The 25,083-nt window shown below is 36.1% G+C and carries 26 protein-coding genes and 1 riboswitch; of the genes, 14 read left to right on the top strand and 12 right to left on the bottom strand.

What is annotated here, in order from left to right:
* Window positions 1-5 precede the first annotated feature (5 nt).
* The 4 genes from LMD38_RS19875 to LMD38_RS19860 all read right to left on the bottom strand — a co-directional run bounded on the left by LMD38_RS19875 (window position 6) and on the right by LMD38_RS19860 (window position 5,256).
* Complete coding sequence (locus tag LMD38_RS19875) at window positions 6-833, bottom strand: CAP domain-containing protein (RefSeq protein ID WP_061183628.1); 828 nt, start codon at window positions 831-833, stop codon at window positions 6-8.
* Window positions 834-1,285: 452 nt separating this feature from the next.
* Entirely contained in the window at window positions 1,286-2,614 is a 1,329-nt protein-coding gene (locus LMD38_RS19870) for a (Fe-S)-binding protein (protein ID WP_016716933.1), read from the bottom strand.
* Window positions 2,611-4,023 carry a glycolate oxidase subunit GlcD gene (glcD, locus tag LMD38_RS19865; protein WP_062821869.1) on the bottom strand — a complete coding sequence of 471 codons (1,413 nt, stop codon included), beginning with the start codon at window positions 4,021-4,023 and terminating at the stop codon, window positions 2,611-2,613. The genes LMD38_RS19870 and glcD overlap by 4 nt, the downstream gene beginning before the upstream one ends.
* 117 nt (window positions 4,024-4,140) lie before the next feature.
* Window positions 4,141-5,256 carry a CdaR family transcriptional regulator gene (locus LMD38_RS19860; protein WP_016716935.1) on the bottom strand — a complete coding sequence of 372 codons (1,116 nt, stop codon included), beginning with the start codon at window positions 5,254-5,256 and terminating at the stop codon, window positions 4,141-4,143.
* 136 nt (window positions 5,257-5,392) lie between these two features.
* On the opposite strand from LMD38_RS19860, the gene LMD38_RS19855 reads away from it, so the two are divergent.
* The 9 genes from LMD38_RS19855 (at window position 5,393) to LMD38_RS19815 (ending at window position 13,548) form a co-directional block, all read left to right on the top strand.
* The gene (locus tag LMD38_RS19855; protein WP_062821868.1) at window positions 5,393-6,367 is read left to right on the top strand and encodes a YncE family protein; all 975 of its coding nucleotides are present in this window, start codon (window positions 5,393-5,395) and stop codon (window positions 6,365-6,367) included.
* On the top strand, window positions 6,360-7,031 hold the full coding sequence (locus LMD38_RS19850) for a response regulator transcription factor (protein ID WP_062821867.1): 672 nt from the start codon (window positions 6,360-6,362) through the stop codon (window positions 7,029-7,031). Before LMD38_RS19855 ends, LMD38_RS19850 begins: the two co-directional genes overlap by 8 nt.
* Window positions 7,032-7,034: 3 nt before the next feature.
* Window positions 7,035-8,435, top strand: coding sequence for a sensor histidine kinase (locus LMD38_RS19845; protein WP_000494834.1), 1,401 nt, complete (start codon window positions 7,035-7,037; stop codon window positions 8,433-8,435).
* 259 nt (window positions 8,436-8,694) lie between these two features.
* The gene (locus tag LMD38_RS19840) at window positions 8,695-9,351 is read left to right on the top strand and encodes a FadR/GntR family transcriptional regulator (RefSeq protein WP_000594446.1); all 657 of its coding nucleotides are present in this window, start codon (window positions 8,695-8,697) and stop codon (window positions 9,349-9,351) included.
* Between the two features lie 168 nt (window positions 9,352-9,519).
* On the top strand, window positions 9,520-10,239 hold the full coding sequence (locus LMD38_RS19835; protein WP_000869149.1) for a (Fe-S)-binding protein: 720 nt from the start codon (window positions 9,520-9,522) through the stop codon (window positions 10,237-10,239).
* A gap of 16 nt (window positions 10,240-10,255) precedes the next feature.
* Entirely contained in the window at window positions 10,256-11,677 is a 1,422-nt protein-coding gene (locus LMD38_RS19830; protein WP_000061914.1) for a LutB/LldF family L-lactate oxidation iron-sulfur protein, read from the top strand.
* Window positions 11,677-12,387: a LutC/YkgG family protein gene (locus LMD38_RS19825; RefSeq protein ID WP_016716938.1), complete on the top strand. Its 711-nt coding sequence runs from the start codon at window positions 11,677-11,679 to the stop codon at window positions 12,385-12,387. Before LMD38_RS19830 ends, LMD38_RS19825 begins: the two co-directional genes overlap by 1 nt.
* 112 nt (window positions 12,388-12,499) lie before the next feature.
* Window positions 12,500-13,222, top strand: a complete 723-nt coding sequence (locus LMD38_RS19820) for a prepilin peptidase (RefSeq protein WP_020465262.1) — start codon at window positions 12,500-12,502, stop codon at window positions 13,220-13,222.
* A gap of 14 nt (window positions 13,223-13,236) precedes the next feature.
* Complete coding sequence (locus tag LMD38_RS19815) at window positions 13,237-13,548, top strand: cyclic-phosphate processing receiver domain-containing protein (protein ID WP_016716940.1); 312 nt, start codon at window positions 13,237-13,239, stop codon at window positions 13,546-13,548.
* A gap of 27 nt (window positions 13,549-13,575) precedes the next feature.
* On the opposite strand, the gene LMD38_RS19810 is transcribed toward LMD38_RS19815, so the two are convergent.
* From LMD38_RS19810 to phaQ, 7 genes are all read right to left on the bottom strand, one after another.
* Window positions 13,576-14,427 carry a formate/nitrite transporter family protein gene (locus tag LMD38_RS19810; RefSeq protein ID WP_016716941.1) on the bottom strand — a complete coding sequence of 284 codons (852 nt, stop codon included), beginning with the start codon at window positions 14,425-14,427 and terminating at the stop codon, window positions 13,576-13,578.
* Window positions 14,428-14,782: 355 nt separating this feature from the next.
* The gene (locus tag LMD38_RS19805; RefSeq protein ID WP_000383322.1) at window positions 14,783-15,577 is read right to left on the bottom strand and encodes a TerC family protein; all 795 of its coding nucleotides are present in this window, start codon (window positions 15,575-15,577) and stop codon (window positions 14,783-14,785) included.
* A gap of 89 nt (window positions 15,578-15,666) precedes the next feature.
* Window positions 15,667-15,832: riboswitch (yybP-ykoY riboswitch) on the bottom strand.
* Between the two features lie 38 nt (window positions 15,833-15,870).
* On the bottom strand, window positions 15,871-17,190 hold the full coding sequence (locus tag LMD38_RS19800; RefSeq protein WP_000822320.1) for a TrkH family potassium uptake protein: 1,320 nt from the start codon (window positions 17,188-17,190) through the stop codon (window positions 15,871-15,873).
* A gap of 114 nt (window positions 17,191-17,304) precedes the next feature.
* Window positions 17,305-17,490, bottom strand: coding sequence for an alpha/beta-type small acid-soluble spore protein (locus LMD38_RS19795; RefSeq protein WP_001140707.1), 186 nt, complete (start codon window positions 17,488-17,490; stop codon window positions 17,305-17,307).
* A 148-nt stretch (window positions 17,491-17,638) separates the two neighbouring features.
* Window positions 17,639-18,082: a MaoC family dehydratase gene (locus LMD38_RS19790; RefSeq protein ID WP_001067916.1), complete on the bottom strand. Its 444-nt coding sequence runs from the start codon at window positions 18,080-18,082 to the stop codon at window positions 17,639-17,641.
* A gap of 101 nt (window positions 18,083-18,183) precedes the next feature.
* The gene (gene phaP, locus LMD38_RS19785) at window positions 18,184-18,708 is read right to left on the bottom strand and encodes a polyhydroxyalkanoic acid inclusion protein PhaP (protein WP_000448589.1); all 525 of its coding nucleotides are present in this window, start codon (window positions 18,706-18,708) and stop codon (window positions 18,184-18,186) included.
* A gap of 42 nt (window positions 18,709-18,750) precedes the next feature.
* Window positions 18,751-19,203, bottom strand: coding sequence for a poly-beta-hydroxybutyrate-responsive repressor (gene phaQ / locus LMD38_RS19780; RefSeq protein ID WP_000903021.1), 453 nt, complete (start codon window positions 19,201-19,203; stop codon window positions 18,751-18,753).
* A 198-nt stretch (window positions 19,204-19,401) separates the two neighbouring features.
* Between phaQ and phaR the strand changes: the two genes are divergently transcribed.
* The 5 genes from phaR (at window position 19,402) to LMD38_RS19755 (ending at window position 24,609) form a co-directional block, all read left to right on the top strand.
* Window positions 19,402-19,884: a polyhydroxyalkanoic acid synthase subunit PhaR gene (gene phaR, locus LMD38_RS19775; RefSeq protein ID WP_000566940.1), complete on the top strand. Its 483-nt coding sequence runs from the start codon at window positions 19,402-19,404 to the stop codon at window positions 19,882-19,884.
* A gap of 151 nt (window positions 19,885-20,035) precedes the next feature.
* Window positions 20,036-20,779, top strand: a complete 744-nt coding sequence (locus tag LMD38_RS19770; RefSeq protein WP_000250412.1) for an acetoacetyl-CoA reductase — start codon at window positions 20,036-20,038, stop codon at window positions 20,777-20,779.
* Window positions 20,780-20,861: 82 nt separating this feature from the next.
* A complete protein-coding gene (phaC, locus tag LMD38_RS19765; protein ID WP_000206335.1) occupies window positions 20,862-21,947 on the top strand; it encodes a class III poly(R)-hydroxyalkanoic acid synthase subunit PhaC in 1,086 nt (361 codons plus the stop codon).
* Window positions 21,948-22,042: 95 nt separating this feature from the next.
* Window positions 22,043-23,236 (top strand): NAD(P)/FAD-dependent oxidoreductase, encoded by a 1,194-nt coding sequence (locus LMD38_RS19760; protein ID WP_227585278.1) that lies wholly within the window; start codon window positions 22,043-22,045, stop codon window positions 23,234-23,236.
* A gap of 23 nt (window positions 23,237-23,259) precedes the next feature.
* Complete coding sequence (locus LMD38_RS19755; protein ID WP_001204696.1) at window positions 23,260-24,609, top strand: TrkH family potassium uptake protein; 1,350 nt, start codon at window positions 23,260-23,262, stop codon at window positions 24,607-24,609.
* A gap of 38 nt (window positions 24,610-24,647) precedes the next feature.
* Here the strand turns inward: LMD38_RS19755 and LMD38_RS19750 are convergent, their stop codons facing one another.
* Window positions 24,648-24,983 (bottom strand): DUF3905 domain-containing protein, encoded by a 336-nt coding sequence (locus LMD38_RS19750; RefSeq protein WP_000725962.1) that lies wholly within the window; start codon window positions 24,981-24,983, stop codon window positions 24,648-24,650.
* Window positions 24,984-25,083 lie beyond the last annotated feature (100 nt).

The following is a 25,083-nucleotide window of genomic DNA, read 5'->3' as shown; positions in this document are numbered from 1 at the left end:
TCTATTTACTTCGTAATAAATTGTTGTGTCCAGTAGTTGCCGCTTTCTACATAGCCAACACCGATGTGAGTGAAGCCGTTATTTAAGATGTTTGCACGGTGTCCAGCACTGTTCATCCAAGCTTGTACTACTTCTTCAGGTGTACGTTGGCCTTGGGCGATGTTTTCACCTGCAGATGTATAAGAAATGCCAAACTTCTTCATCATGTCAAACGGAGACCCGTATGTAGGGCTGTTATGGTCAAAGTAGTTATTTTTTTGCATATCTTCAGATTTAATGCGTGCTACTTTGCTTAATTCAGTGTCGATTTTTAAAGCTGGTAAACCTTGTTTTGCACGCTCAGCGTTTGTTAATTCAACAACACGTTGTTCGAACTCACTTAAAGATTTTGCTTCTTCAGCAGGCTTTTGCTCAGCTGGTTTTTGTTCAGCCGGTTTTTGCGTATTGTTGTTTTCAGCAGGCTTTTGAGCTTCTGGTTTTTGAACTTCTTCAGCAGGCTTTTGCTCGGCAGGTTTTTGCTCAGCAGGTTTTTGAGTTTCTGGCTTAGCTGTTGGTTGCTCAGTTACAACATTTTCAGTAGGTTGTTGACCAGGAATAATGCAATTTGGTTGGAAATTTCCTTGTTGCCATTGTGCTAATGACTCAACGCCCATAGATTGTAAGAATGCTTGTAATTCTTGTTGGCTCATTTGCTTCATCATTACTTTAGAATGCTGAATATTTTGAACCTTTATGTTAGATTGTTGTACTGTTGCAGCTTGTGCATCTAAAGAAGATACTCCTAAAGTAAGTGCTGTTGCAGCAGCTACAGATAATAGAACACGTTTTTTCATGATGTTTGCCCCCATATTGTGTATTTTTTATTTATTTTTTTGCCAGCCATCTAACTGACAAATTCATCGTAGCACACAATTTACGAGAAAAAAGATGGAAAAAAATTCATAGACTTAAAATTTACCTAATTTATCCTAAGAAGGGAAAGGGGGAAAAATAAGAGAAACATAGAGTATAAAAGGAATTTTCAACATTTTTATACGTGGTTATAAGAGGGGGTTTTTGGATAAATGTACCTATATTGAAAATGAAGAATCCTATTGTATCAATGGTTTGAGCGTTTTTTTGAGGAATATACTGGATTGATTTTTACAAAACTGTAATGTTTCTGTTGTTCTTTTTTATAATAAAGTAACATATTTTTAATGTTGTAGCGGACAAAAAAGCGGCTATCTCTTTACATAGACGAAGGAGATAGCCGTTTTCCTATTATTACGTATGTTACGAGTTATTACGAGTTGGTTTCAATTGCTTCTAATAATAAATCAACAATGTGAATTCCTCTCATTTTATGAGAAAGACCTTCTCGTTCAATGCCTAATTTCATTTGTAATAAACAACCTGGATTTGCAGTAACAATGGTTGCTGCTTCTGTTTCATGCACACGGTCCATTTTGTAATCTAGAAATTCCATAGATAGTTCTGAATGAACAATGTTATAAATACCAGCAGAACCACAGCAGCGATCCGCATCTTTCATTTCACGGTATATTGCGCCTTGAATTGCTTCTAGTAACATACGAGGTTCTGAAGATGTTCGCATAACATTGCGTAAGTGACAAGAGTCTTGATACGTAATAACTTGCGGCGTGACTCGTAAGTCATTACGTTTATGGAAATCTAGTTCTACTAGAATAGCAGTAATATCTTTAATTTTAGAAACGAACTGCTTTGCACGTTCAGCCCACTGTGGATCATCTTTTAACAGGTAATCGTAGTCTACGAGGTAAGCTCCGCAACCACCAGCATTCGTAATAATATAGTCGATGTTTAAATCTTCGAATGCTTTTATATTGCGTTTTGCTAATTCTTTTGCTCCATTTTTCTCACCAGCATGCCCATGTAATGCCCCACAGCAACTTTGTGTTTTCGGAATAACGATATCACAACCAGCTAACTGAAGCAGTTTCATCGTTGCGTTATTTGTTTCTAAAAACATTGTATCCATTAAACAACCTGTGAAGAATGCAACTTGTTTCTTCTTCGTACTTTCAGCATGTAAAAATTCAGGACGATCTTTCATTGCTTTCATTTTAGGGACCTTAGGCAAAACGAGATCCATTGTTGCAAGTGTTTCAGGGAATAACTTCATAATCCCTGTTTTATGTGTTAGCGTTTGTAAACCAGAACGCTGATAAAAACCAATTAGTCCGGTTAATGTTCTCATTCGATTTTGATGCGGGAATAGTCCTTCAAAAACGACTTTACGAATGGCTTTCACTGGCACTGAGAATTTTTTATTTTGATTTATAATATCACGGGCTTCTTCTAATAAATGGCCATAATTCACACCAGATGGACAAACAGGTTCACAAGCACGGCAGCCGAGGCAAACATTTAATGTGTTTTCAACATCTTCATCTGGCTCAATTAAACCATCAACGACCGCTTTCATTAATGCGATACGTCCTCTTGGTGAATGTGATTCTTTATATCCAGATTGGATGTAAGTAGGGCAAGTTGGTAAGCAGAAACCACATCGCATACAGTTTAGTAGTTCATCTTCACTTAATCGTTCTTTAAATTCTTTTTGAATGTTTTCTTTATTTAATGTTGTCATCGCTCAACCACCACTCTTTTGCGAGTGTCCTTCGCGAACATCTTTCCTGGATTCATAATGTTATTTGGATCGAAGGCGTGTTTAATTCCTTGCATAGCAGCAATACCTTCTTTACCTAATTTCATTTCTAAATACGGAGCTTTCATTGCACCAACACCATGTTCACCAGTGATCGTGCCACCAAGTTCGATTGCTTTCGCAAATATTTCAGCAAAAGCTTGTTCAGCTCGGTGCATTTCTTCTTCGTTACGAGCATCTGTCATACAAGTTGGGTGTAGGTTACCATCGCCAGCATGTCCAAACGTACAAATAGGAATATTATATTTTTTAGCAATGGCATTAATGGCCTCAACCATTGGAGCAATCTGTGATCGTGGTACCGTTGCATCTTCTAATATTGTAGTAGGCTTTAATCTTGCCAGTGCTGACAGTGCACTACGGCGAGCTGTACGAAGCGCATCGGCTTCCGCTTCATCTTTTGCAACGCGAACATCAACTGCATTCATAGAACGACAAACGTTAGCCATTTTTTCAATATCTCGATTCACAACTTCAGGCGGGCCGTCTTGTTCAATTAATAAAATTGCTTTTACATCAGTTGGTAAACCGATTTGTGCGAACTCTTCTACTACTTCAATGGTCGGCTGATCTAAAAATTCAAGTGTCGCTGGAATGATTTTATTTGCAATAATAGAAGAAACAGCACGTGCAGCTTCGTTAATATCTTCATATAGTGCTAGCATCGTTTTCTTCGTTTCAGGCATAGGAACAAGTTTTAATATCGCTTCAGTCACGACGCCAAGTGTTCCTTCAGAACCGATAAATAAACGAGTTAAATCGTAACCAGCTACATCTTTTGCCAATTTACCACCAGTACGAATCACATCACCATTTGGTAAGACAAGTTCAAGACCCATCACATAATCACGTGTTACGCCATATTTTAATCCACGTAATCCACCCGAGTTTTCATTAATGTTACCGCCAATTGTAGAAATTTTCATTGAGCTTGGATCTGGTGGATAAAATAAACCTTTTTCTTCCACCGCTTTAATAATATCAAGGGTAATGACACCAGCTTGTACAGTAATTGTTAAATTTTCTTCATCAATTTCTAAAATGTTATTCATATGGCGGAAGATAAGGACGATACCGCCTTCAAGTGGACATGTCCCTGCACAAAGGTTTGTTCCAGAACCACGAACATATACAGGAATATGATGAGTGTTACATACTTTTAACACTTCAGCTACTTCATTTGTATTACGAGGAGCAATGACTGCATCAGGCATTGCTTGGAAGTTTGGAGTGGCATCATAACTATACGTTAAACGCCCCATATTGGATGTATCCACATTATCTTCGCCAACAATGGATACGAATGAATCAATAATTTGTTTTTCTAACATTGGAAATCCCCCTCAAACTGTTAACGTAATTAGTCATCATAAAAAACGTTGTCACAGTGCTTTCGTTATAATGATAAAAAAGTTGGAGGATTCTTTCTATGTATAATCATCTAAAGATTAATCTATTTTATCATTCTTTTTTGTATGATTATCTAATAAGAGGAGCGAGAAGTATAAAATGTTTAAGTCTTTGAATTGTTTCGGATCAAGTCCTGTATACTCCTCAATTTTTTTTAGTCTGTAATGCAATGTGTTAATGTGGATATGTAATTGCTCCGCTGTTTGTTTATAGGATTGGTTATAATCAATAAATAAACGTAAAGTGTGCATAAGTTCAGGCGATGATAGTAAGTTTTCGATGGTGCGCTTTAGAAACTGTTCCCGCGTTTCAGCAGAAATATCTTGTAAGCACATTTCTAAACGTAAATCCTCATTAAATACAATGTTTTTCGTTTCGAGTGATACGGAAAGAGCTTGTAATGCTTGTTCGTATGATAAGTTCATATTGCTTGGCGTAACGGATTGTCCAATCCCGATATATAAAGGAACAGAAAACAAAGTTTCACAGTCTTGTTTTAATCGTTTTAAAAATTGATATGTTTGCTCTTTGGAGTTTGTGGCTGTAAATAAAATGAATCGATCATTTCCCCAGCGAATAAATAAATGCTCCTTTGTTAATAGATTGCGTACATGTTGCCAAACCTTACGCTGAAGCATCGTGTCATTTCGATCGATAGAGAACAAAATAAGTTGTTTTTTCTTATATAAATCAATACCAAGTGTTTTGGCACGATCGAGAAAGCTTGGAGACCAGTCTGTATTTTGAAGCCAATCAAAGACAAATGCCTCATAAGAACGGTGTTCAAGTTCTAGTTGTTCTAAAAAGTAGTTTTCATGGATGAGTAGTTCGGTCATTTTACGTAATATTTCTCCGTATTGTGAAATATTTTCAGGTTCGCCTGTAATTCCAATGACACCAATTACTTCGTCATGGAATAGTAAAGGGAGATTCATACCTGCCTTTACGCCTTGCAAACGTCGTTCATCCTCTTTTGTAATAATGACAGTTTTCTTTTGTTTTGCGCAGCGGAGTGCGCCCTCATGAAATTGGCCGATTCTTTCTATATCTGTACTTGCGATAATAACGCCTTGTATATTAATGATAATAATATTTTCTTTAATTAGCCTGCGTACTTCTCGTACAATTTTATTCGCTAAATCAGGAAAAAGCATAATTGGCACACCTCAAATTCTATTTGTTGTACATTATATATGTAAATGAAGTAGGAAAGGGAAATTTCACACTTTCCACACATTTATTTGTTATTTTACAATTATAACGAAATCATCCGAAGATGGAGGGGATCTTTTGAGAAAGTATGTTTTTCTTCTCTGTTTTTTATTTCTATTAGTAGGGTGTCAAGGAAGTTCCTATACATCGATTGCTAAAGATAAAAGTGTTATTATAACAACGAATATAAAAGAAGGTAGTATTAGTTTTGTCGATAAACATACTAAAAAGTTAATTACGACATGGGAACTTAACGAACCAATGGCAGGGATTGCACTACTTCCAAATGGTGAGGACATACTTGTATATGGTAAGCAGTTAGAGTACATGTATGTATATTCACTAGCAGAAGGAAGGCAAGTGGGAAAATATAAAACAGGAAAAGGCATTGTAAATGTAGTCGTATCAGAAGATAAAAAGCAATTATTTGCTGCCGATCAAAATGCCCAAAAGGTAAGGTTCTTTACGATTAATGGAAAAGAGACAGGGAATGTTTCGACAGGAAAAGGACCAATAACGATGGTAGAGTACCATAACCAGTTATCTGTATTAAACTTTTATGATACGAAGCTAACGACAATTGATACAAAGAAAAAAGAAGTGATGCAATCCTTTATGATTCCACCAGCGTCAACGGGAGCGACAATTAGTCCAGATGGGAAAGAAATATGGATTGGCGGACATGGTGATGGAAATCAGGTAAATGAGAAAGTATTAGTGTATTCTTTGCAGAGCGGAGAAATGGTACGTTCTTTACACGCTCCGTTTATGCCTGTGAATATTACGAAGGATAATAAGTATGTATATGCATTAAGTCACGGTTCGAATACGCTTAGAAAGTTTGATGTTAGCACGTATAAAGAGGTGGCTTCTGTAGAAGTAGGATCGAACCCATTTGCATTTTTGAAGAGCGGAGCAGAAGGATACGTAGCAAGCTATGATAGTGATGAAGTGTGCGTCATGGATATGAAGAATTTGAAAATAAAACAAACAATTAAAGTCGGAAAAGGACCGTTTCAACTCATAGAGAGAGAAGGGAAGGACAATGAGTAAATATAGGGTGCTAGTTGTAGATGATGAAAGTGATATGAGGCAACTTGTTGGAATGTACTTAGATAATTTCGGATACGAGTGGGGAGAAGCTGAAAATGGAAAAGAGGCTCTAAAAAAATTAGAAACGGACCATTATGATTTCGTTGTATTAGATATTATGATGCCAGAGATGGATGGACTTTCAGTTTGTAAAGAAATTAGAAAAACGTCAGATGTACCAATAATATTTTTAACAGCAAAAGGTGAAGAGTGGAATAGGGTGAACGGCTTACGTATGGGAGCAGATGATTATATTGTAAAGCCATTTAGTCCTGGTGAATTAATTGCTCGTATGGAAGCTGTATTAAGGCGTTATACAAAGCAAGAGCAACAAGAGGAATTTCAGTTTGGACCGATCCTTATTAATGAAAAAAGTAGGAAAATTGAGGTGGATGGTGAGCCAATTTCTCTTACAGTAAAAGAGTTTGATTTACTCTATTTTCTTTGCCAACATACGGGACAAGTATTTAGCCGAGAACAATTGCTAGAAAAGGTATGGGGATATGATTATGCCGGAAGTACAAGAACCGTAGATACGCACGTGAAAACGATGCGTTTGAAGCTTGGAGAAAGTGGAAACTACATTCAAACTGTTTGGGGTGTAGGCTATAAATTTGAGGTGTAACGTATGTTTACGATGGTACAGAAGCTTTGGCTGACAGTAGTATGTGCAGTATTTGTAACAGTTTCTTTTCTTTATTTCGTATCTTTATACTCGTATGAAAAACTATACGTTGATAATTTAAAAGATTCATTAGTAATGGAAGGGAAGCGTCTTTCTGCGCAATATGATAAGCGCGAAGGAATATCAATTTTTGAAGAGAAAGTAAGAGCATTTGATCAAATATCTAGTTCAGACGTTCTTTTCGTATCGAACCCACGTGATTTAAGCGCATGTTTACCATTTGATGTGCACCATCATTCTCTTATAAGTGAAGGGGACAGGCAAGCATTATTAGATGGAAAAACTGTGACAAAGATAGGATACGAGGAACATTTTGACCGTAATATTATGGGGGTTGTCATCCCTGTTTTAGAAAATAAAAAATTAGTTGGTATTGTATATTCTTATATTCCTTTAAAAAGTATAAAAGACTTAATATATGATATGGGTCTTATTTTAGCACCGTTAGCACTTGCTATAACTTTACTGACAATATGGATTGGTAGAAAAATTATTATTGCTATTACGAAACCACTTTCGCAAATGGAACGAGTTGCCAATCATTTGGCTACGGGGGATTTCTCAGAACGAATTACAATTTCTTCTGAAGATGAAATTGGGCGATTAGGAAAAGCATTTAATAAAATGGCAAATTCTTTGGAGACAGAAGACGTAAAGCGTAAGGAGTTTTTAGCTAACGTTTCGCATGAACTAAGAACACCGCTTAGTTATATAAAAGGATATAGCGAGGCTATTTTAGATGGTGTAGCGAAGGGACCACAGCAGGAAAAAGTAACACAGCTTATTCATAAAGAAGCAGATCGTATGCAGCGTCTCGTTCATGATTTATTAGATTTGGCACAATTAGAAGGGGAACATTTTCCGTTAAAGAAACAACCTATCGTTTTTTCACAACTAATTGAAGATGTGTTAGATACGTATGAGATTAAGTTTATAGAAAAGAAAATTCGTATTTCAACAAATTTAAATCCAGAAATCATTGTAATGATTGATGAGGATCGTATGCAACAAGTGCTTCATAACGTGTTAGATAATGCGATACGGTATACGAATCAAAACGGGGATATTATGGTAACGCTCAGACAGATAGATGATTATTGTGAATTGAACATAAAAGATACGGGGATCGGTATTGATACAGAGCATTTGGAAAACCTTGGCGAGCGTTTTTACCGAGTTGATAAAGCGAGAAGTCGTCAACATGGTGGAACAGGTTTAGGCCTGGCAATTGTAAGACAAATTGTTCATATACATGACGGACAGTGGCGGATTGAAAGTGAAAAAGGGAACGGTACGACGGTTAGTATTAAATTGAAAGTACAGGATGAGGAGAGCATGTTCTAATTTTTAGGGCATGCTCTTTATATGGAAGACAATAATTATACGTAAGATATAAATTAATATGTAATAAATATCGGAATTTTGACGATTTTATGAACAAAACATTTGTACTTCTTACTAATTCGTTCTAAAATAGTTATGATGCAAAGTTCTTATAAATCGTTTCAATTGTTGTTTGGAAGATACTGAGGTGATTTAACTGGAGTACAAATCTATTAAACCGAAAAAGATTTACGAAGAAGTATCTGAAGCTATTTTAACAATGATTAAAAATGGTACGTTAAAACCTGGTGACAAACTACTTCCTGTACATCAATTAGCTGAGCAGTTTCAAGTTGGTAGATCTGCTGTTCGTGAAGCGCTAAGTGCACTAAGAGCAATGGGCTTAATTGAGATGAAACAAGGAGAAGGTACATATGTGAAGAACTTCGATTCTTCTTCATTAACAAAATCATTAAACAATAGATTATTGATGAAGAAAGAAGATATTTTGAATTTATTAGAAGTACGAAAGGTGCTTGAAGTGGGGGCAGTTCGAGCAGCTGCGGCAAAACGTACGGAAGATAATTTGCAAAATATGAAGCATTGGTTAGATGAAATGGCAAAGAGCGTTGGAGATGAAAAAGCTGGTGAAAAAGCAGATTTTCAGTTCCATATGGGAATTGCAGAGTCTTCGCATAACAACATTTTGCTTGAACTTATGAATCATGTTTCAGAGATGATTGCTGAAACGATTGGTGAATCAAGACGCATTATTTTATATGGTGAACAAACAACATCAGAACGACTTATAGAAGAGCATCAAGTTATATATGATGCAGTGTTAAAGCAAGATGTAGAATTAGCGCAGCAAGCAATGCTAGATCATTTAACAAATGTAGAACATATTGTCACAGGTAGAAACGATATAAATTCTTAATTTAATCTTTTAAAAATCTAATTTTCTGATAAAATAGAGAGAGATTAAGTAAGCGTTTTCTTTAGAAGAGGGAGAGGATAGGCCATGGTTGAGCCTATTTCTTCTCTCCTTAGTCATCTGATGACCATATGTTTGTTGGTGGAGTTGTAAAAAGGGGGAGTAATAATTATGAAAGTTACTTTATTTGTTACTTGTTTAGTCGATATGTTTGAAACAAATGTCGGCAAAGCAACAGTTGAGGTGTTGGAGCGTTTAGGTTGTGAAATTGAATTTCCAGAAGCACAAGTTTGTTGCGGCCAGCCAGCTTATAATAGCGGCCATGTAGAAGCGGCAAAAGAAGCGATGAAACATATGATTGAAACTTTTGAAGATGCAGAATATATCGTTACGCCATCTGGTTCTTGTGCGACAATGTTTCATGAGTATCCGCATGTTTTTAAAGATGATCCGAAGTGGGCTAAACGTGCACAAAAAGTTGCTGATAAAACATATGAATTTACACAATTTATTGTAGACGTTTTAAAGGTTACTGATGTTGGTGCAAGTTTACCAGGGATTGCTACTATTCATAAATCATGTCATATGACACGTATGCTTGGAGTAACAGAGGCACCAGGAATTTTATTATCTAATGTAAAAGGGTTAACAGTGAGAGAGTTACCAAATGTGCAAAATTGTTGCGGGTTTGGGGGAACGTTTTCAGTGAAGATGACTCCAATTTCTGAGCAAATGGTAGATGAAAAGGTAGATAGTGCAATGGAAACAGGCGCTGATTATTTAATCGGTGCAGATTGTGGGTGTTTGTTAAACATTGGCGGACGTATTGAGCGTTTAGGAAAAGAAATAAAAGTCATGCATATTGCTGAGGTACTGAATAGTCGCTCATGAAGGGGGAACATAAGCTATGTCTATGAAAATCAGTGAGAAAAAATTTAATGATCGCGTTGGCGATGGAATTCAAGATTCGTTTATGCGCGGAGCAGTATCTTCTGCACAAACACGCTTATATACGAATCGTTTAAAAGCAGCAGATGAATTAGGAAACTGGGAAGAATGGCGTGAACTTGGTGAAGAAATTCGTCAACATACGTTAGAAAATCTTGATTATTACTTAATGCAGTTAAGTGAAAATGTATCAAAAAGAGGCGGACATGTGTACTTTGCGAAAACGAAAGAGGAAGCAGCAAAGTATATTCAAGACGTTGCAAAAAAGAAGCAGGCAAAAAAGGTAGTAAAATCAAAGTCAATGGTAACAGAAGAAATTAGTATGAACCATGCGCTTGAAGAAATCGGTTGTGAAGTGTTAGAAAGTGATTTAGGAGAGTATATTTTGCAAGTAGATAACGATCCACCTTCACATATTATTGCGCCTGCTCTTCATAAAAATAGAACGCAAATTCGTGATGTATTTAAAGAAAAGCTTGGCTATGAAAATTCTGATGATCCATACGAAATGACAAAGTTTGTTCGTAAACAACTTCGTGAAAAATTTATGGATGCAGAAATTGGTGTGACAGGTTGTAACTTCGCTGTTGCAAATACTGGCTCTCTTTGTTTAGTAACAAATGAAGGTAATGCTGACCTTGTTATGTCGATTCCAAAAACACAAATTGCGGTTATGGGTATGGAACGTATGGTTCCGACAATGGAAGAATTAGATGTTTTAGTTGGTTTACTATGTCGTAGTGCAGTAGGTCAAAAGTTAACAAGTTATGTAACGGTAGCGGGACCAATTCAAGAAGAGGAAGTAGATGGCCCAGAAGAATTCCACTTAGTTGTGGTTGATAATGGTCGTTCTCAAATTCTTGGATCTGAATTCCGTCAAGTGTTGCAATGTATTCGTTGTGCTGCTTGTGTGAACGTATGCCCTGTATATCGACATGTTGGTGGACATTCATATGGCTCTATATACTCAGGACCAATTGGGGCGGTATTAACACCACTTTTAGGTGGATATGATGATTACAAAGAGCTTCCTTATGCTTCTAGTTTATGCGGAGCGTGTACAGAAGCTTGTCCAGTAAAAATTCCATTGCATGATTTATTATTAAAACATCGTCAAGTTATCGTTGAGCAAGAAGGGCGTGCTCCACTTGCAGAAAAATTAGCAATGAAAATGTTTAGTATGGGTGCATCTTCAGCAGCTTTATATAAAATGGGATCAAAGATGGCGCCAGCAGCAATGAGTCCATTTACATCTGGTAACCGTGTATCAAAAGGTGTTGGGCCACTTAAAAACTGGACAGATATTCGTGAATTCCCGGCTCCAAGTAAAGAACGATTCCGTGATTGGTATAAAGATCATAAGAAAGGCGGGGACAAATAATGACAGGATTAATTCAAAACCGTGAGTCCTTTCTAGAGAATATTGCAAAAGAACTTGGACGCGCGCGTAAAACGGATGGTGTAAAACGTCCAGTATGGAAAAATAATGTGAATAAAGAAACGTTAAAAAATTATTCACAAGAAGAATTGTTAGAAGTATTTAAAAATCAATGTACAAACATTCATACAACTGTTGTGGAAACGACAAACGACCGTTTACGTGAAGATATTCAAAAAGTAATCGTTGAAAACGGCGGGGGACCTATTATGTTATCGGCAGATGAACGTTTTGATTCTTATGGATTGACTTCTTTATTTAAAGAAGAACTTCCAAAGCAAAATGTTGAAGTGAACGTATGGGATTCTGAGAAAAAAGAAGAGAATATGCGTATCGCGGAAAGAGCGAATATTGGAATTGTATTTAGTGATTATACTTTAGCTGAATCTGGTACGATCGTTGTACAAAGTCATAAAGGCCAAGGTCGTTCTTTACACTTTTTACCGACTGTATACTTTGCTATTATTCCACGTGAAACACTTGTACCTCGTATTACACAAGCAGTTGAGGATATGAACAAGCGTGTAGAAAATGGCGAGACAGTGGCATCTTGTATTAACTTTATTACAGGACCTAGTAACTCGGCAGATATAGAAATGAATCTTGTTGTCGGAGTACATGGACCATTAAAAGCAGTATATTTCATCGTATAAAATAGGGGAAAGCAGGCCAGAAAATGGCCTGCTTTTTTAATAGAATAGAGATAATATGAAGTAGAAGTTCTCTCCTTTTTTTGCTATGTTCTTCTGGAAAGGAGAGGAAGGGATGTTCACTTATGTATATGCATTGTTAGCGGGGATGGTGTTTGGTTCTTTTTTTATGGTAATTGCGATGAGAGTTCCGCTAGGGGAGTCTATCATAACCCCGCGTTCATATTGTCATTATTGTAAGTATGTGCTAAAGCCAAAAGAATTGATTCCAATCATTTCTTTTTGTATGCAAAGAGGGCGTTGTACGAATTGTAAGAGGAAAATTTCAATTTTGTACGTAGTATTTGAACTTATAACTGGAATGATATGTCTTCTAACTGTATATATGATTGGGGTGGAACGAGAGCTTATTATCGTTTTATCACTTTTTTCGTTACTTCTTATTATTTCAGTTACAGATTACATATATATGTTAATTCCAAATCGTATTTTAGCTTGGTTTGCTTGTTTACTCATTTTAGAATGTGTTTTTATACCGTTAGTTACTTGGATAGATAGTATAGTTGGTAGTTGCGTTATATTCATTTTGTTATACTGCATGCAAAAGATATATCCAGAAGGGCTTGGGGGAGGGGATATAAAATTACTTTCGTTACTTGGATTTATAGTGGGACTGAAAGGGATTTTTATCGTTTTATTTTTAGCATCTTGTTTTAGTCTTTGTTTCTTTGGAGCTGGTCTCGTATTAAAACGTATGAAAATGAGGACTCAAATACCGTTTGGTCCTTTTATTAGTCTTGGGGCAATATGTTACATGTTGGTCACGTATGCAAAATAGAGAGGGGATAGAAAATGAATGTATATATGGATGATCAAAGAAGTTGTCCGTACGGTTACGTGCTCGCAACTACAGTAGAATGTGCTTTGCAAATGGTACGAGATTATGAGGTGAATGTTCTTTCCCTTGATTTCAATATGGGATGGGGAGAAAAAAGTGGATTAGATTTTGTAGAGACTTTTTGTAAAGAGGGTCTATATGTAAATGAAATACACTTTCATACGAATGATGTTATCGGTATGCATAAGATGAAACAGAGAATGAATAAGGGAAAGGAAGAGGGAGAGATTAACCCTAATCTTGTTGTTAAATATGTGGGGAGCTAAAAACTCCAAAGTAAAACTTTGGAGTTTTTAATGTTTCATATGTGCTTGCAACGGAATGATTTCTTCTTGTTGAGCTGCTCCTAATTCAGTTTCTTCTTGTTTCACGTCAGGTACTTTCTTTGTTAAGTAATGGTATACCATACCGACAAATATAGACCCGCCAATAATGTTACCAATTGTAACTGGAATTAAGTTATGAATAGCACCTGCAAAAGAAATTGTCTCCGGATGCGGTGAAACTAAAGATAAAGCAAACAGCGATAAGTTTGCGATGCTATGCTCGTAACCAGATAAGAAGAATGTGAAAACGAGCATCATCATCATCATAATTTTTGCTGGATCACCTTTAACTTGAGAAGGTAAGAAACAAGCAAGACATACAAGCCAGTTACATAAAATTGCTTTAAAGAATAGTTGCATTGTAGGTGTATTCATTTTTCCCTCAACGACTTTATTCATGAAATGACCGTGATCAATTGTTTCGAAAATTCCAGTGGCATAAAATAGTAAGGCAAAGAATAAAGCGCCAGCTAAATTGCCTGCATAACAAGTAACCCAGTTACGAAGTGTATCAGATATTGTTGTTTCTTTTCTTAATGTTGCTACAGTGAAGTACATTGTGTTTCCAGTAAACAATTCAGCACCACCATATATAATAAGTACGAGGGCAATTCCGAAAAACATAGAAGCAGCTAAATAAGTTGCTGGTGAATCTGCAATGTGAAAAAAGTTACCTAATTTAAAACATAGTACAATAATAAAACCGATATAAATACCCGCAAGTGCGGCACGAATGAAATATTGCATCGGGTTTGTATCTAACATTTGTTTTTTGCTCTTAGCCAGTTTGACAACATAATCTAATCCTTGTTCTAGCATGAGTAATACGCTCCTTTAGTACATCATCTATAAAGTGAAACTTTAATCAGTGGGGGTTTTCTTCATCTCCCACTGATTATCAGCCCTCACCAATCGGGCTTTTATGGGCAGTTGATCCCCACCTAACTTCTTTGTTTTCGCTGAATTTTGAGGTGGGGGTCTTACTGCCCATTAAAGCGGGATAAATACTCCTTATATGAATAAAGTACATCGATTCTGTCTTAGTTTCAATAAGTTTGTGCAATGTTTCACAAAAAGGACATACATATATTAAGAAAACGTTTACAAAAAATAGTATAATAGAATTTTTTCTGGACATTGAGTGGGGGAAGGGTAAAAAGAAAAAGCGCTGTAATTACAGCGCTTTTTCGTCTAAATTCTTTTCTACTTTTGTTTCTACTTCTTTTGAGAAGAACCAACCACCAGCTGCGATTCCAACTAATACAATCCAGAATGTAAGCTTCCATGGTGTAGATTCTGGGAATGAATGCGGAATTACATTTAATGCAGGATGTGCTAACGTATAAACTGCTAGTTTCACACCAACCCAACCTACAATTAAGAATGCCGCAGTTTCAAGTCCTGGTTTACGTTTTAAAATTTGTACGAAAGCAGTTGCTGCAAATCGCATAATGATTAATCCGATAAGTCCACCTACAAAGATAACAACGAATTGCCCAGTATCAAGACTACCAATTGTACCTAATCCTGTTTTTGGTAAAGTCATTGCTAATGCAACAGCAGCTAAAATAGAATCAACTGCGAAGGCGATATCTGCAACTTCAACTTTAAATACAGTCCACCAAAAGTTCTCTTGTTTTTTCTTTGCTTCTTTTTCTTCTGTTTCTTCATCTGTATTCTTTTTAACATACGTTTTAAATAAGTGATTACCAGCGATAAACATAAGGTAAATGGCACCGATTGCTTGCACTTGCCATACGTCCACTAGGAACGAAATCATAAATAACGATCCGAAACGGAAAACAAATGCCCCTGCTAATCCATAAAATAGTGCTTTCTTTCTTTTTTCTTCTGGTAAATGTTTTACCATAATTGCAAGAACAAGAGCGTTGTCAGCCGCTAAAATCCCCTCTAGTGCAATTAGGATGAGTAATACCCAACCATACTCCAATAATAATGATACATCCATGTACATTCTCCTCTCATTTCTATAAGTACTAAATAAGTGAAGAATTCCCCACTATTTAGTTTCCCCATACTCCTGCCTATTAACTTTAGAAGAATTTGGAAATGGATGCAAAAAAGACCTCTGCCGTTAATAGGCAAAGGTCTTGCTAGACATATGTAATGAAAATGCCAACAAAGCCGGAAGAACTAAGTTCTACGTAATGACGACTTTGTTTCCAAGAAATATTCTTGGACGCTACTCCCCTTTGGAGATATGCTATTGTACTCTCATTATATGGATAATTTATACGGTTGTCAACCTGTTAAAATGTCTTCATTCGGATATTTTATTTTCCGGTTCTTTTTACGTGCAAATGAAAAAGCTAATGTTAAAGGCCCCATCTTCCCAAAAAACATCATAAAGATAATAATAGCTTTTCCAATCATCGTTAAGTGTGGTGTGAAATTCATACTGAGACCGACAGTCCCAAATGCTGAAAATACTTCGAAAGCACTCATCAATAGAGGAACTCGCTCAGTAATGCTTAAAATTAAAATAGCAAAAAAAATAAATGAAATAGAAATAATAGCGATGGTCAATGATTTGACAATGAGAGTATCTTTAATGGATTTTTTAAACACGACAATATCGTCTTGTTCTTGTAAAAATTTAAATACCCCAAAAAACATGATTAAAAAGGTTGTTAATTTAATCCCACCGCCAGTTGAAGCACTACCGGCTCCGATAAACATTAGAAGCATCATTAATAAAAGGGAAGGCTTTGATAATGCGGAAATATCAACTGTATTAAACCCGGCAGTACGCGTTGAAATAGCTTGGAAATAAGCAGCCATGCCTTCTTCAAATGGGGTAAAGCCTCTCATAGAAAGAGAATTGTGAAACTCGAATATAAAAATAAAAACAGTCGCAATAATATTGATGATTAGAGTAGAAGAGAGCATAAGTTTTGAGTGTAATGTAAGGTTTTTAAAATTTTTCTTTCTTTTTATATCTACGATTACTGTAAAACCAATCCCACCTAAAATAATGAGGGAGGAAATGACGAGATTGACAAGAATGCTGTGAGAGTGGGACATTAAATTATCGCTCCAAACAGAAAAACCTGCATTGTTAAAAGCAGAGATGGAATGAAAAAAGCTATAATAGATCCCTTTAGCAATCCCATATTTCGGTACCCATTCAAAAGAAAGAATGAAAGCAGCGATACATTCGACTGTAAAAGAGAATAAAAATAATGCTTTGGCAAGACGAATGACACCGCCTATATTCGTTTGATTTAATGCTTGTTGTAGTAAAATTCGGTTTTGAAGGCCAATTTTTCTGCCAAGCATAATCGCAATTAAAACAGCAAAGCTCATAATGCCAAGTCCGCCCACTTGTATAAGTGTTAAAATGACACATTGGCCAAATAAGGTAAATACTTTCCCAGTGTCCACAACACCAAGCCCTGTAACCGTACAAGCAGAAACGGTTGTAAATAAAGCATCGAGCCATGAAATAGACGTCGTTGTAGCAATTGGCAATTTTAATAAGCATGTACCGATAATTGATAACATAATAAAAGACAAAGTAAGAACACGGGGAGGACTCATGTGAATGTTAATCCGTTTCATGTTACATATCGTTCCTTTCAGTTTGCTTTTACTAGTATGTGAAAAAGCACCATTATGTATGTTAAAAATAGAAAGAGGCAGAGAATATCTGCCTCTAAGCCATATGTTATATTGTTATCCACGTAATTGTTGTTGAGCTAAAGAAACAAGACGTTTTGTTACTTCACCGCCAACTGATCCGTTAGAACGTGATGCAGTATTAGACCCTAAGCTTACGCCGAATTCTTGTGCAATTTCATATTTAAATTGATCAAGTGCTTGTTCAGCACCTGGAACTAGTAATTTGTTTGTTTTTGCCATGATGATACACATCCTTATGAGTAATCCAGTTCAGCTAAGTATGTATCTGAACTGGTACCGTTATTTTATGTGGAACCGGCGTGCTCATACGCGGAAGTAATCGGTGTGATTAGAAGTTATTGGATAGAAAAAAGAGTAGCAATTTTTGCTACTCTTTTTTTAGTATTGTCGCTGTACCTTCCACGACAATATCATCCGATTGATTATATATATTTGTTTGTAACGTAATGATTTTTTTATCGTCACGTTTTTTGATGACCTCTGCCACAACGCGAAGTGTATCGCCGATTTTGACAGGAGCGCGGAATGAAACGTTTTGAGATAAATAAATCGTATTTTTACCCGGGAGTTTCGTTCCAAGGATGGTAGAAATAAAACTTGAAACGAGCATACCATGAGCAATACGTTCTTTAAACATTGTCGTTTTTGCAAAAGAATCTAAAATATGAATAGGATTCACATCTCCAGTCAATTTTGCAAAATTGATAACGTCCTCATCCGTAATCGTTTTTGTAAGTGATGCTTGATCACCGACTTGAATCTCATCATAACGAAGCTCCGGGACGGTTTGTGCTTCTTGAAATGGATTCATTTTGTCCTCCTTCTTTTCCATATCGAAAAATGCTAGCCATCTTGATGTAGTAGGAGGAAGAAAGAGTTTTGTTTGTGCTGCAGTTAGCTCCCACATTTTTCTTACTTGATGGAAGTAAATAGATTTTTTGAGTTTTCCTCGAACTTTTTTGCGAGTTCCAACTGTTTTGTCTTGAAATCTTCCAAAAAACCTTCTAACTGTTTTTGAGCCTCTTCACGTTGTAATTGTTGTTGTTCAATAAATTGCTTCGTTGTTTCTTCAAATTGACCGCTTGTTTGAGTAAGGATAGACAAAGATGTTTTTGTAGGAGAAACAGTTAGCTGTTGCATATGAGCAGAAAGTTCTTTCCACTTGTCTTGCCACTCATTAATTTGATCATTTAAGGAGTTTCCTGTTAATTGCTTCACGTAATCTGTATATTGATTATTGAATTGAGTAGTGAATTGTTGCAGTTCTTTTTCCAGTTCATCTACTCCTGATGTTAATTTATGCAAAGCGTCTTGTTGTTGTTTTAATGTTTCTAAAGTAAGTTGCTCTAATTGTTTCCCAGCTGAAGAGAAAAGGGAAAGAGATTGAGACCAGTTTTTCCAAAATGCATCGACCAATTCGTATGGTTTAGTTTCCATTGTTTGACCCCCAAATGTTTTTTTGCATATTGTGAACGCAGATTACTCTGCTGTACCACCAGGTGAAGATGAAGAATCCTTTTCATCCTTTTCTGGAGAAGTGGCAAATGGAAAGAATGCGTTCGTATATAACGTGAAAAACGTTCGCAGCATATTTTGGTAATGCTCAAAAGAAGTTGCACATGTTGCTAAATATTTCTCTCCATATTCAGTTAAAGAATAAATTCTTTTTGCTGGCCCTCCTTCGCTTGTATCCCAAGTAGAAGAAATGAGGTTTTCTTTTTCTAATTTGCGTAGTGTTCTATAGACATTACCTTGGTCAACAGAAGAAAAGCCGATATCCATTAGCATTTGAATAAGTTTGTAACCATGAAGACTCCAGTCTTTTAGACATAGAAGTAAGAAGGGAACTAAGAAGTTTTTTGGCATGGAGTTTGGTTGTTTTGCTTGGTTGTTCTCCAAACTTTCGCGTTGTTCTGGTTCATTATGTAGCATGATTGTGCATCACCTCATGAATCAGTTAGATGGAATTTTTTGCTTATAAGTGCAATTTACACCTATCTGTTTTTAAAGTCAATACATTTGTTAGAAAATAGAAAAAAATAAAATATAGACTTGAAGTTTTATTCAGAATATTAGAAAATAATGAATAGGTTGAATTGTTTCAAAAACGAAAAAGGGAGTGTAGGTAAAGTGATTGATCAAAAATTCGATCCACTACAAGCATGGAAAAATGCTTATGAACAAACCGAAACATTTTGGGGAAAAGCGCTCAATGAAACAATTAAAACAGAAGAATATTCTGCTTGGATGGGCAGCGTTCTAGATTTGAATTTGTTTTATCAAAAAGCATTAAATGATACGACAAAAAATTATTTAGAGCAGGTGAATGTGCCTACGAAAGAGGATATCGCTAGAGTGGCTACGCTTGTTATTAACTTAGAAAATAAAGTGGATAACATTGAGGAGTTTCTAGAAGATAAGGTAGAGTCAGTAGGACAAGCTCCTACATTAAAGCGCGATGTTACGAAAGTAAAACAAGATATTCGCACATTAGAAACGAAAGTTGATCAAATTTTAGAATTGCTAGAAAAGCAAAATGCAGTACTAGCAAAACTACAAGAACCTGTAAAAGAAGAAGTAAAACCTACGAATAAGCCAGAAAATAAAAAGTGATAATAGCGCTTGTTTATAACATATGAAAGAGAAAGGGAGAATCTCTTTTCTATGTATAAACAGCGAAACATAATTATATAGGGACTCCATAGTATGAGTACCAAAATGATTCATAATAGTCGTTCACAAATTCATTTAAGGGGGAAAAGAAATGGTTCAATTAAATGGAAAAGTAGCAATCGTAACAGGTGGGGCAAAAGGGATTGGAAAAGCGATCACAGTAGCGTTAGCACAAGAGGGCGCAAAAGTTGTTATTAACTATAACAGCAGTAAAGAAGCAGCTGAAAACTTAGTAAATGAACTAGGAAAAGAAGGACATGACGTTTATGCAGTTCAAGCAGATGTTTCTAAAGTAGAAGACGCAAACCGACTTGTAGAAGAAGCAGTGAATCATTTTGGTAAAGTTGATATTCTTGTTAATAATGCTGGTATTACAAGAGATCGTACATTCAAAAAGTTAAATCGTGAAGATTGGGAACGCGTAATTGACGTGAACTTAAGCAGTGTGTTTAATACGACAAGCGCGGTACTTCCATACATAACGGAAGCGGAAGAAGGTAGAATTATTAGCATTTCTTCTATTATTGGTCAAGCGGGTGGATTTGGACAAACAAACTACTCAGCAGCAAAAGCAGGTATGCTAGGATTTACAAAATCATTAGCATTAGAGCTTGCAAAAACAAATGTAACTGTAAACGCTATTTGCCCAGGATTTATTGATACTGAAATGGTAGCAGAAGTACCAGAAGAAGTACGCCAAAAAATCGTTGCGAAAATCCCGAAAAAACGTTTTGGTCAAGCTGATGAAATTGCAAAAGGTGTAGTATACCTATGCCGTGACGGTGCTTATATCACAGGTCAGCAATTAAACATTAACGGCGGATTATATATGTAATGAAGTAAGAAAAAAGTGCATATCCATAGCAGGAATGCACTTCTTTTTTTAGAAGGAAATTGACCAAAAAGGAGATAGAAAAATGACTACATTCGCAACAGAATGGGAAAAGCAATTAGAGCTATACCCAGAAGAGTACCGAAAAGCATATCGCCGAGTGAAAAGGGCGAGTGAAATTTTATTACGTGAACCAGAGCCACAAGTAGGATTAACGCCGAAAGAGGTTATTTGGACGAAGAATAAGACGAAGCTTTATCGCTACATTCCAAAACAAGAAAAAACACAAAGAGTTCCAATTCTATTAATATATGCTCTTATTAATAAACCATATATTATGGATTTAACTCCTGGAAATAGTTTAGTGGAATATCTAGTGGACCGTGGTTTTGATGTGTATATGCTTGATTGGGGCACATTTGGTTTAGAAGATAGTCATTTGAAATTTGATGATTTTGTGTTTGATTATATTGCAAAAGCAGTGAAAAAAGTAATGCGAACTGCAAAATCGGACGAGATTTCTTTACTTGGTTATTGCATGGGGGGAACGCTAACTTCTATTTATGCGGCACTTCATCCACATATGCCAATTCGTAACCTAATCTTTATGACAAGTCCTTTTGATTTCTCTGAAACAGGATTATATGGTCCTTTATTAGATGAGAAATACTTCAATCTAGATAAAGCGGTTGATACATTTGGAAATATTCCGCCAGAAATGATTGATTTCGGAAACAAAATGTTAAAACCAATTACGAACTTTGTTGGTCCATATGTTGCTTTAGTAGATCGTTCAGAGAATGAGCGCTTCGTTGAAAGCTGGAGGTTAGTTCAAAAGTGGGTTGGCGATGGCATTCCGTTCCCAGGTGAATCATACAGACAGTGGATTCGTGATTTTTATCAAAACAATAAATTGGTTAAGGGTGAACTCGTTATTCGCGGACAAAAGGTAGACCTTGCAAATATTAAGGCGAATGTCTTAAATATTTCAGGGAAACGTGATCATATCGCCCTGCCATGCCAAGTAGAAGCGTTGCTAGATCATATTTCTAGCACAGATAAACAATATGTATGTTTACCAACGGGACATATGTCGATTGTTTACGGTGGAACAGCGGTAAAACAAACGTATCCGACGATTGGAGATTGGCTTGACGAGCGCTCTAAGTAAAAATAAAAAGATCCAACTAGCATATGTTAGTTGGATTTTTTTATGTAAAATAACAAAACATAGGAAGGAGAAATTTATATTTTAGGAGTATAATTATGAAGCTTATGATTGGTAAGTTGTTTTGGGATACAGGAGCTTCTATGCCTTGTTATCCATCGTTAGAAAATGATATGATATGTGATGTGCTTGTAGTTGGAAGTGGCGAAGCAGGTGCTCAAATAGCGTATTCGTTAGCGAAAATGGGAATGCGCGTTACACTTATTGAAAAAAATATGATTTCATGTGGTAGCACAGCTGCTAATACAGGGTTATTACAATTTCTTCATGATAAATCGTTAACCTCACTTATCCATACATTTGGCGAAGAAAAAGGGGTGCGAGCATATAAGCTTTGTTACGAAGCGTTACGAACAATGGAGAAAGTTGTACCGACTCTCGATATTGATCCCCAGTTTATTCCGCGAAGTAGTTTATATTATGCAAGTAAAAGTGAAGATGTCTCATTTTTACAAGAAGAATACAAAACGTTACAGAATTATGAGTTTCCAGTTGAGTATTTTACAGCATCTGATATTAAGGAACGGTATCCTTTTACAAGACAAGCGGCATTATATACACATGGTGATGCTGAGGTAAATCCGTATTTATTAGCGCATAGCCTTTTGCATAAAGCAAATCAAATGGGTGCTACTATATATGAACATACAGAGGCCATACATATAAAAAAACGTCAAAATGATTTAATTTGTTATACGAAAACAGGAAATCAAATTGTAGCAAAGAATATTATTATGGCGACGGGTTATGAAGCACTTTTCGGAAAGAAAGAAAAAAATACAACAGTGGAAACATCATATGCAGTTGTGACAAATAAGGTAGATTCATTTGAAGGCTGGTATGAGCAATCATTAATTTGGGAAACAGCAAGGCCTTACTTATATTTTAGGACGTATGAAAAGCGTATTATTGTAGGTGGATTGGATGAAGCAATGAAAATTCAAACAATCGGTGATACGAAATTATTGCATAAGCGTGATGTCCTTATTAACATTATAAAAGAGATGTTCCCGCAGTATAAAGATATACAGGCGGAGTATTATTGGGCGGCAGCATTTGGCGGTAGTCATGATGGTCTCCCTATTTTAAAAGAAGATAATAAGATACATAATTTATTTTATGCATTGCCATATGGAGGTAATGGAACTGTGTATGGAATGGTATTTGCTAAAATATTTGAGCAGTTATTTACAAATAAAGAAAGTGAAGATTTTTCTTTATTTAATCGATAGAAAAAAGGTAGCGAAGTGATGGAATGAGAGATATAAAAAAGTTTTTACAAAAATTGCGTCCTGTACAACTCATTGTTTTGTTTTATTTATTAGCAGTAGTTGTATCGGTAATATTACTTAGTTTACCGTTTGTTACAAAGGCTGATGTGAAATGGACATTTATCGATGCCCTCTTTACATCTGTTAGTGCGGTAAGTGTTACGGGACTGTCTGTTGTTACGATTTCAGATACATTTACTACGGCAGGAATTATTATTTTAGCCCTTATTTTACAATTGGGCGGCTTAGGAATTATGGCGCTAGGTACATTCGTTTGGATTATAACAGGAAAAAAGATTGGTTTGCAGAGAAGAAGACTGATTATGGCAGACCATAACCAAGGGAATTTATCAGGTCTTGTAGAATTGATGCGTTCTATTTTAATTGTAATTATTTCAATAGAGCTTATTGGAGCAATATTATTAGGTACAAGATTCTTACTTTACTTTCCAACTTGGCAAGAAGCTTATTTTCACGGTTTTTTTGCAGCTGTTAGTGCAACTACGAACGGCGGATTTGATTTAACAGGACAATCGCTAATTCCGTATAAAAAAGATTACATTGTTCAAATGATTCATATGTTACTTATTATTTTAGGAGCAATCGGCTTCCCTGTATTAATGGAAGTGAAACAATTCCTTAGTAAAAGGAGACAGCAACTATTTCGTTTTTCGTTATTTACAAAATTGACGACAACAACATTTTTTGCGCTCGTGGTCGTTGGAACGATTATGATTTTTTTACTAGAACGAAATCATTTTTTAGCAGGAAAGTCATGGCATGAAACAGTTTTCTATACACTATTCCAATCTGTGACGACGCGAAGTGGGGGACTTGCTACAATGGATATACTTGAATTGTCACAACCGACGCTTTTATTTATGAGTATATTAATGTTTATAGGAGCATCTCCAAGTTCGGTTGGGGGCGGGATACGTACAACAACATTTGCTGTTAGTATATTGTCACTATACACTTTTGCAAGAGGCGGGAGAACGGTTAGAGTCTTCAAACGTCAGCTACATGAAGAGGACGTGCTGAAAGCATCTGTCGTTATGACAATGGGGATTTTATTATGTGCCACAGCACTATTTATTTTATCTATTACGGAAAATGTACCGCTTATGAGTTTAATTGTTGAAGTCTGTTCTGCTTTCGGGACGACAGGACTATCGACAGGTATTACGCCAGATTTAACAACTGTTGGTAAACTTGTACTCATTGTACTTATGTTTATCGGGCGTGTAGGTATTTTAACATTTATACTAGCTAGTGGTGGAAGAGAACAGCCACCTCGCTATAAATACCCGAAAGAGAGAATTATTATTGGATAGTATGAAACCATTCTACCTATGTTAGGTAGAATGGTTTTTTAGTCGTTAATGCCAAATTGCGGATGCATAAAAGTATCCTTCTTATTATCTCCTTCTTTTTTTAGTAACTCTTGATTTTCTTCTGAAATCCACCCAATATCATTTGTAGGATGGATCCATTCTTCTCCAGCCATAATGGCAGGGTCTACATCATCACTCCAATTGTGAAGTGGACTGTTCTCGGAATCATATTTACTATCCCCGATTACGACGTCATATTGATTTATGAAAGGTTGTTGCATCTTCTTTCCTGTTCCTTTAAAAGATGGGAAATTCATTTGATGCGGGAGCGTTTCATCTAAAATGGGTGACTGGATTTTATCTTTCTTCTTCAAAATAAGAGCTCCTTTTTATTATGATTTCTTCATATGTAGTATTTCCATCTAGCAGTTCTTATGTACTTGTTAACACTTGCCAGTAATAATTATTTTAGCT

The sequence above is a fragment of the Bacillus pacificus genome, assembly GCF_020861345.1.
Taxonomy (GTDB): Bacteria; Bacillota; Bacilli; order Bacillales; family Bacillaceae_G; genus Bacillus_A; species Bacillus_A pacificus.
Note: the sequence above shows the minus strand (reverse complement) of the source record. Positions and strands in the feature narration are given on the sequence as shown.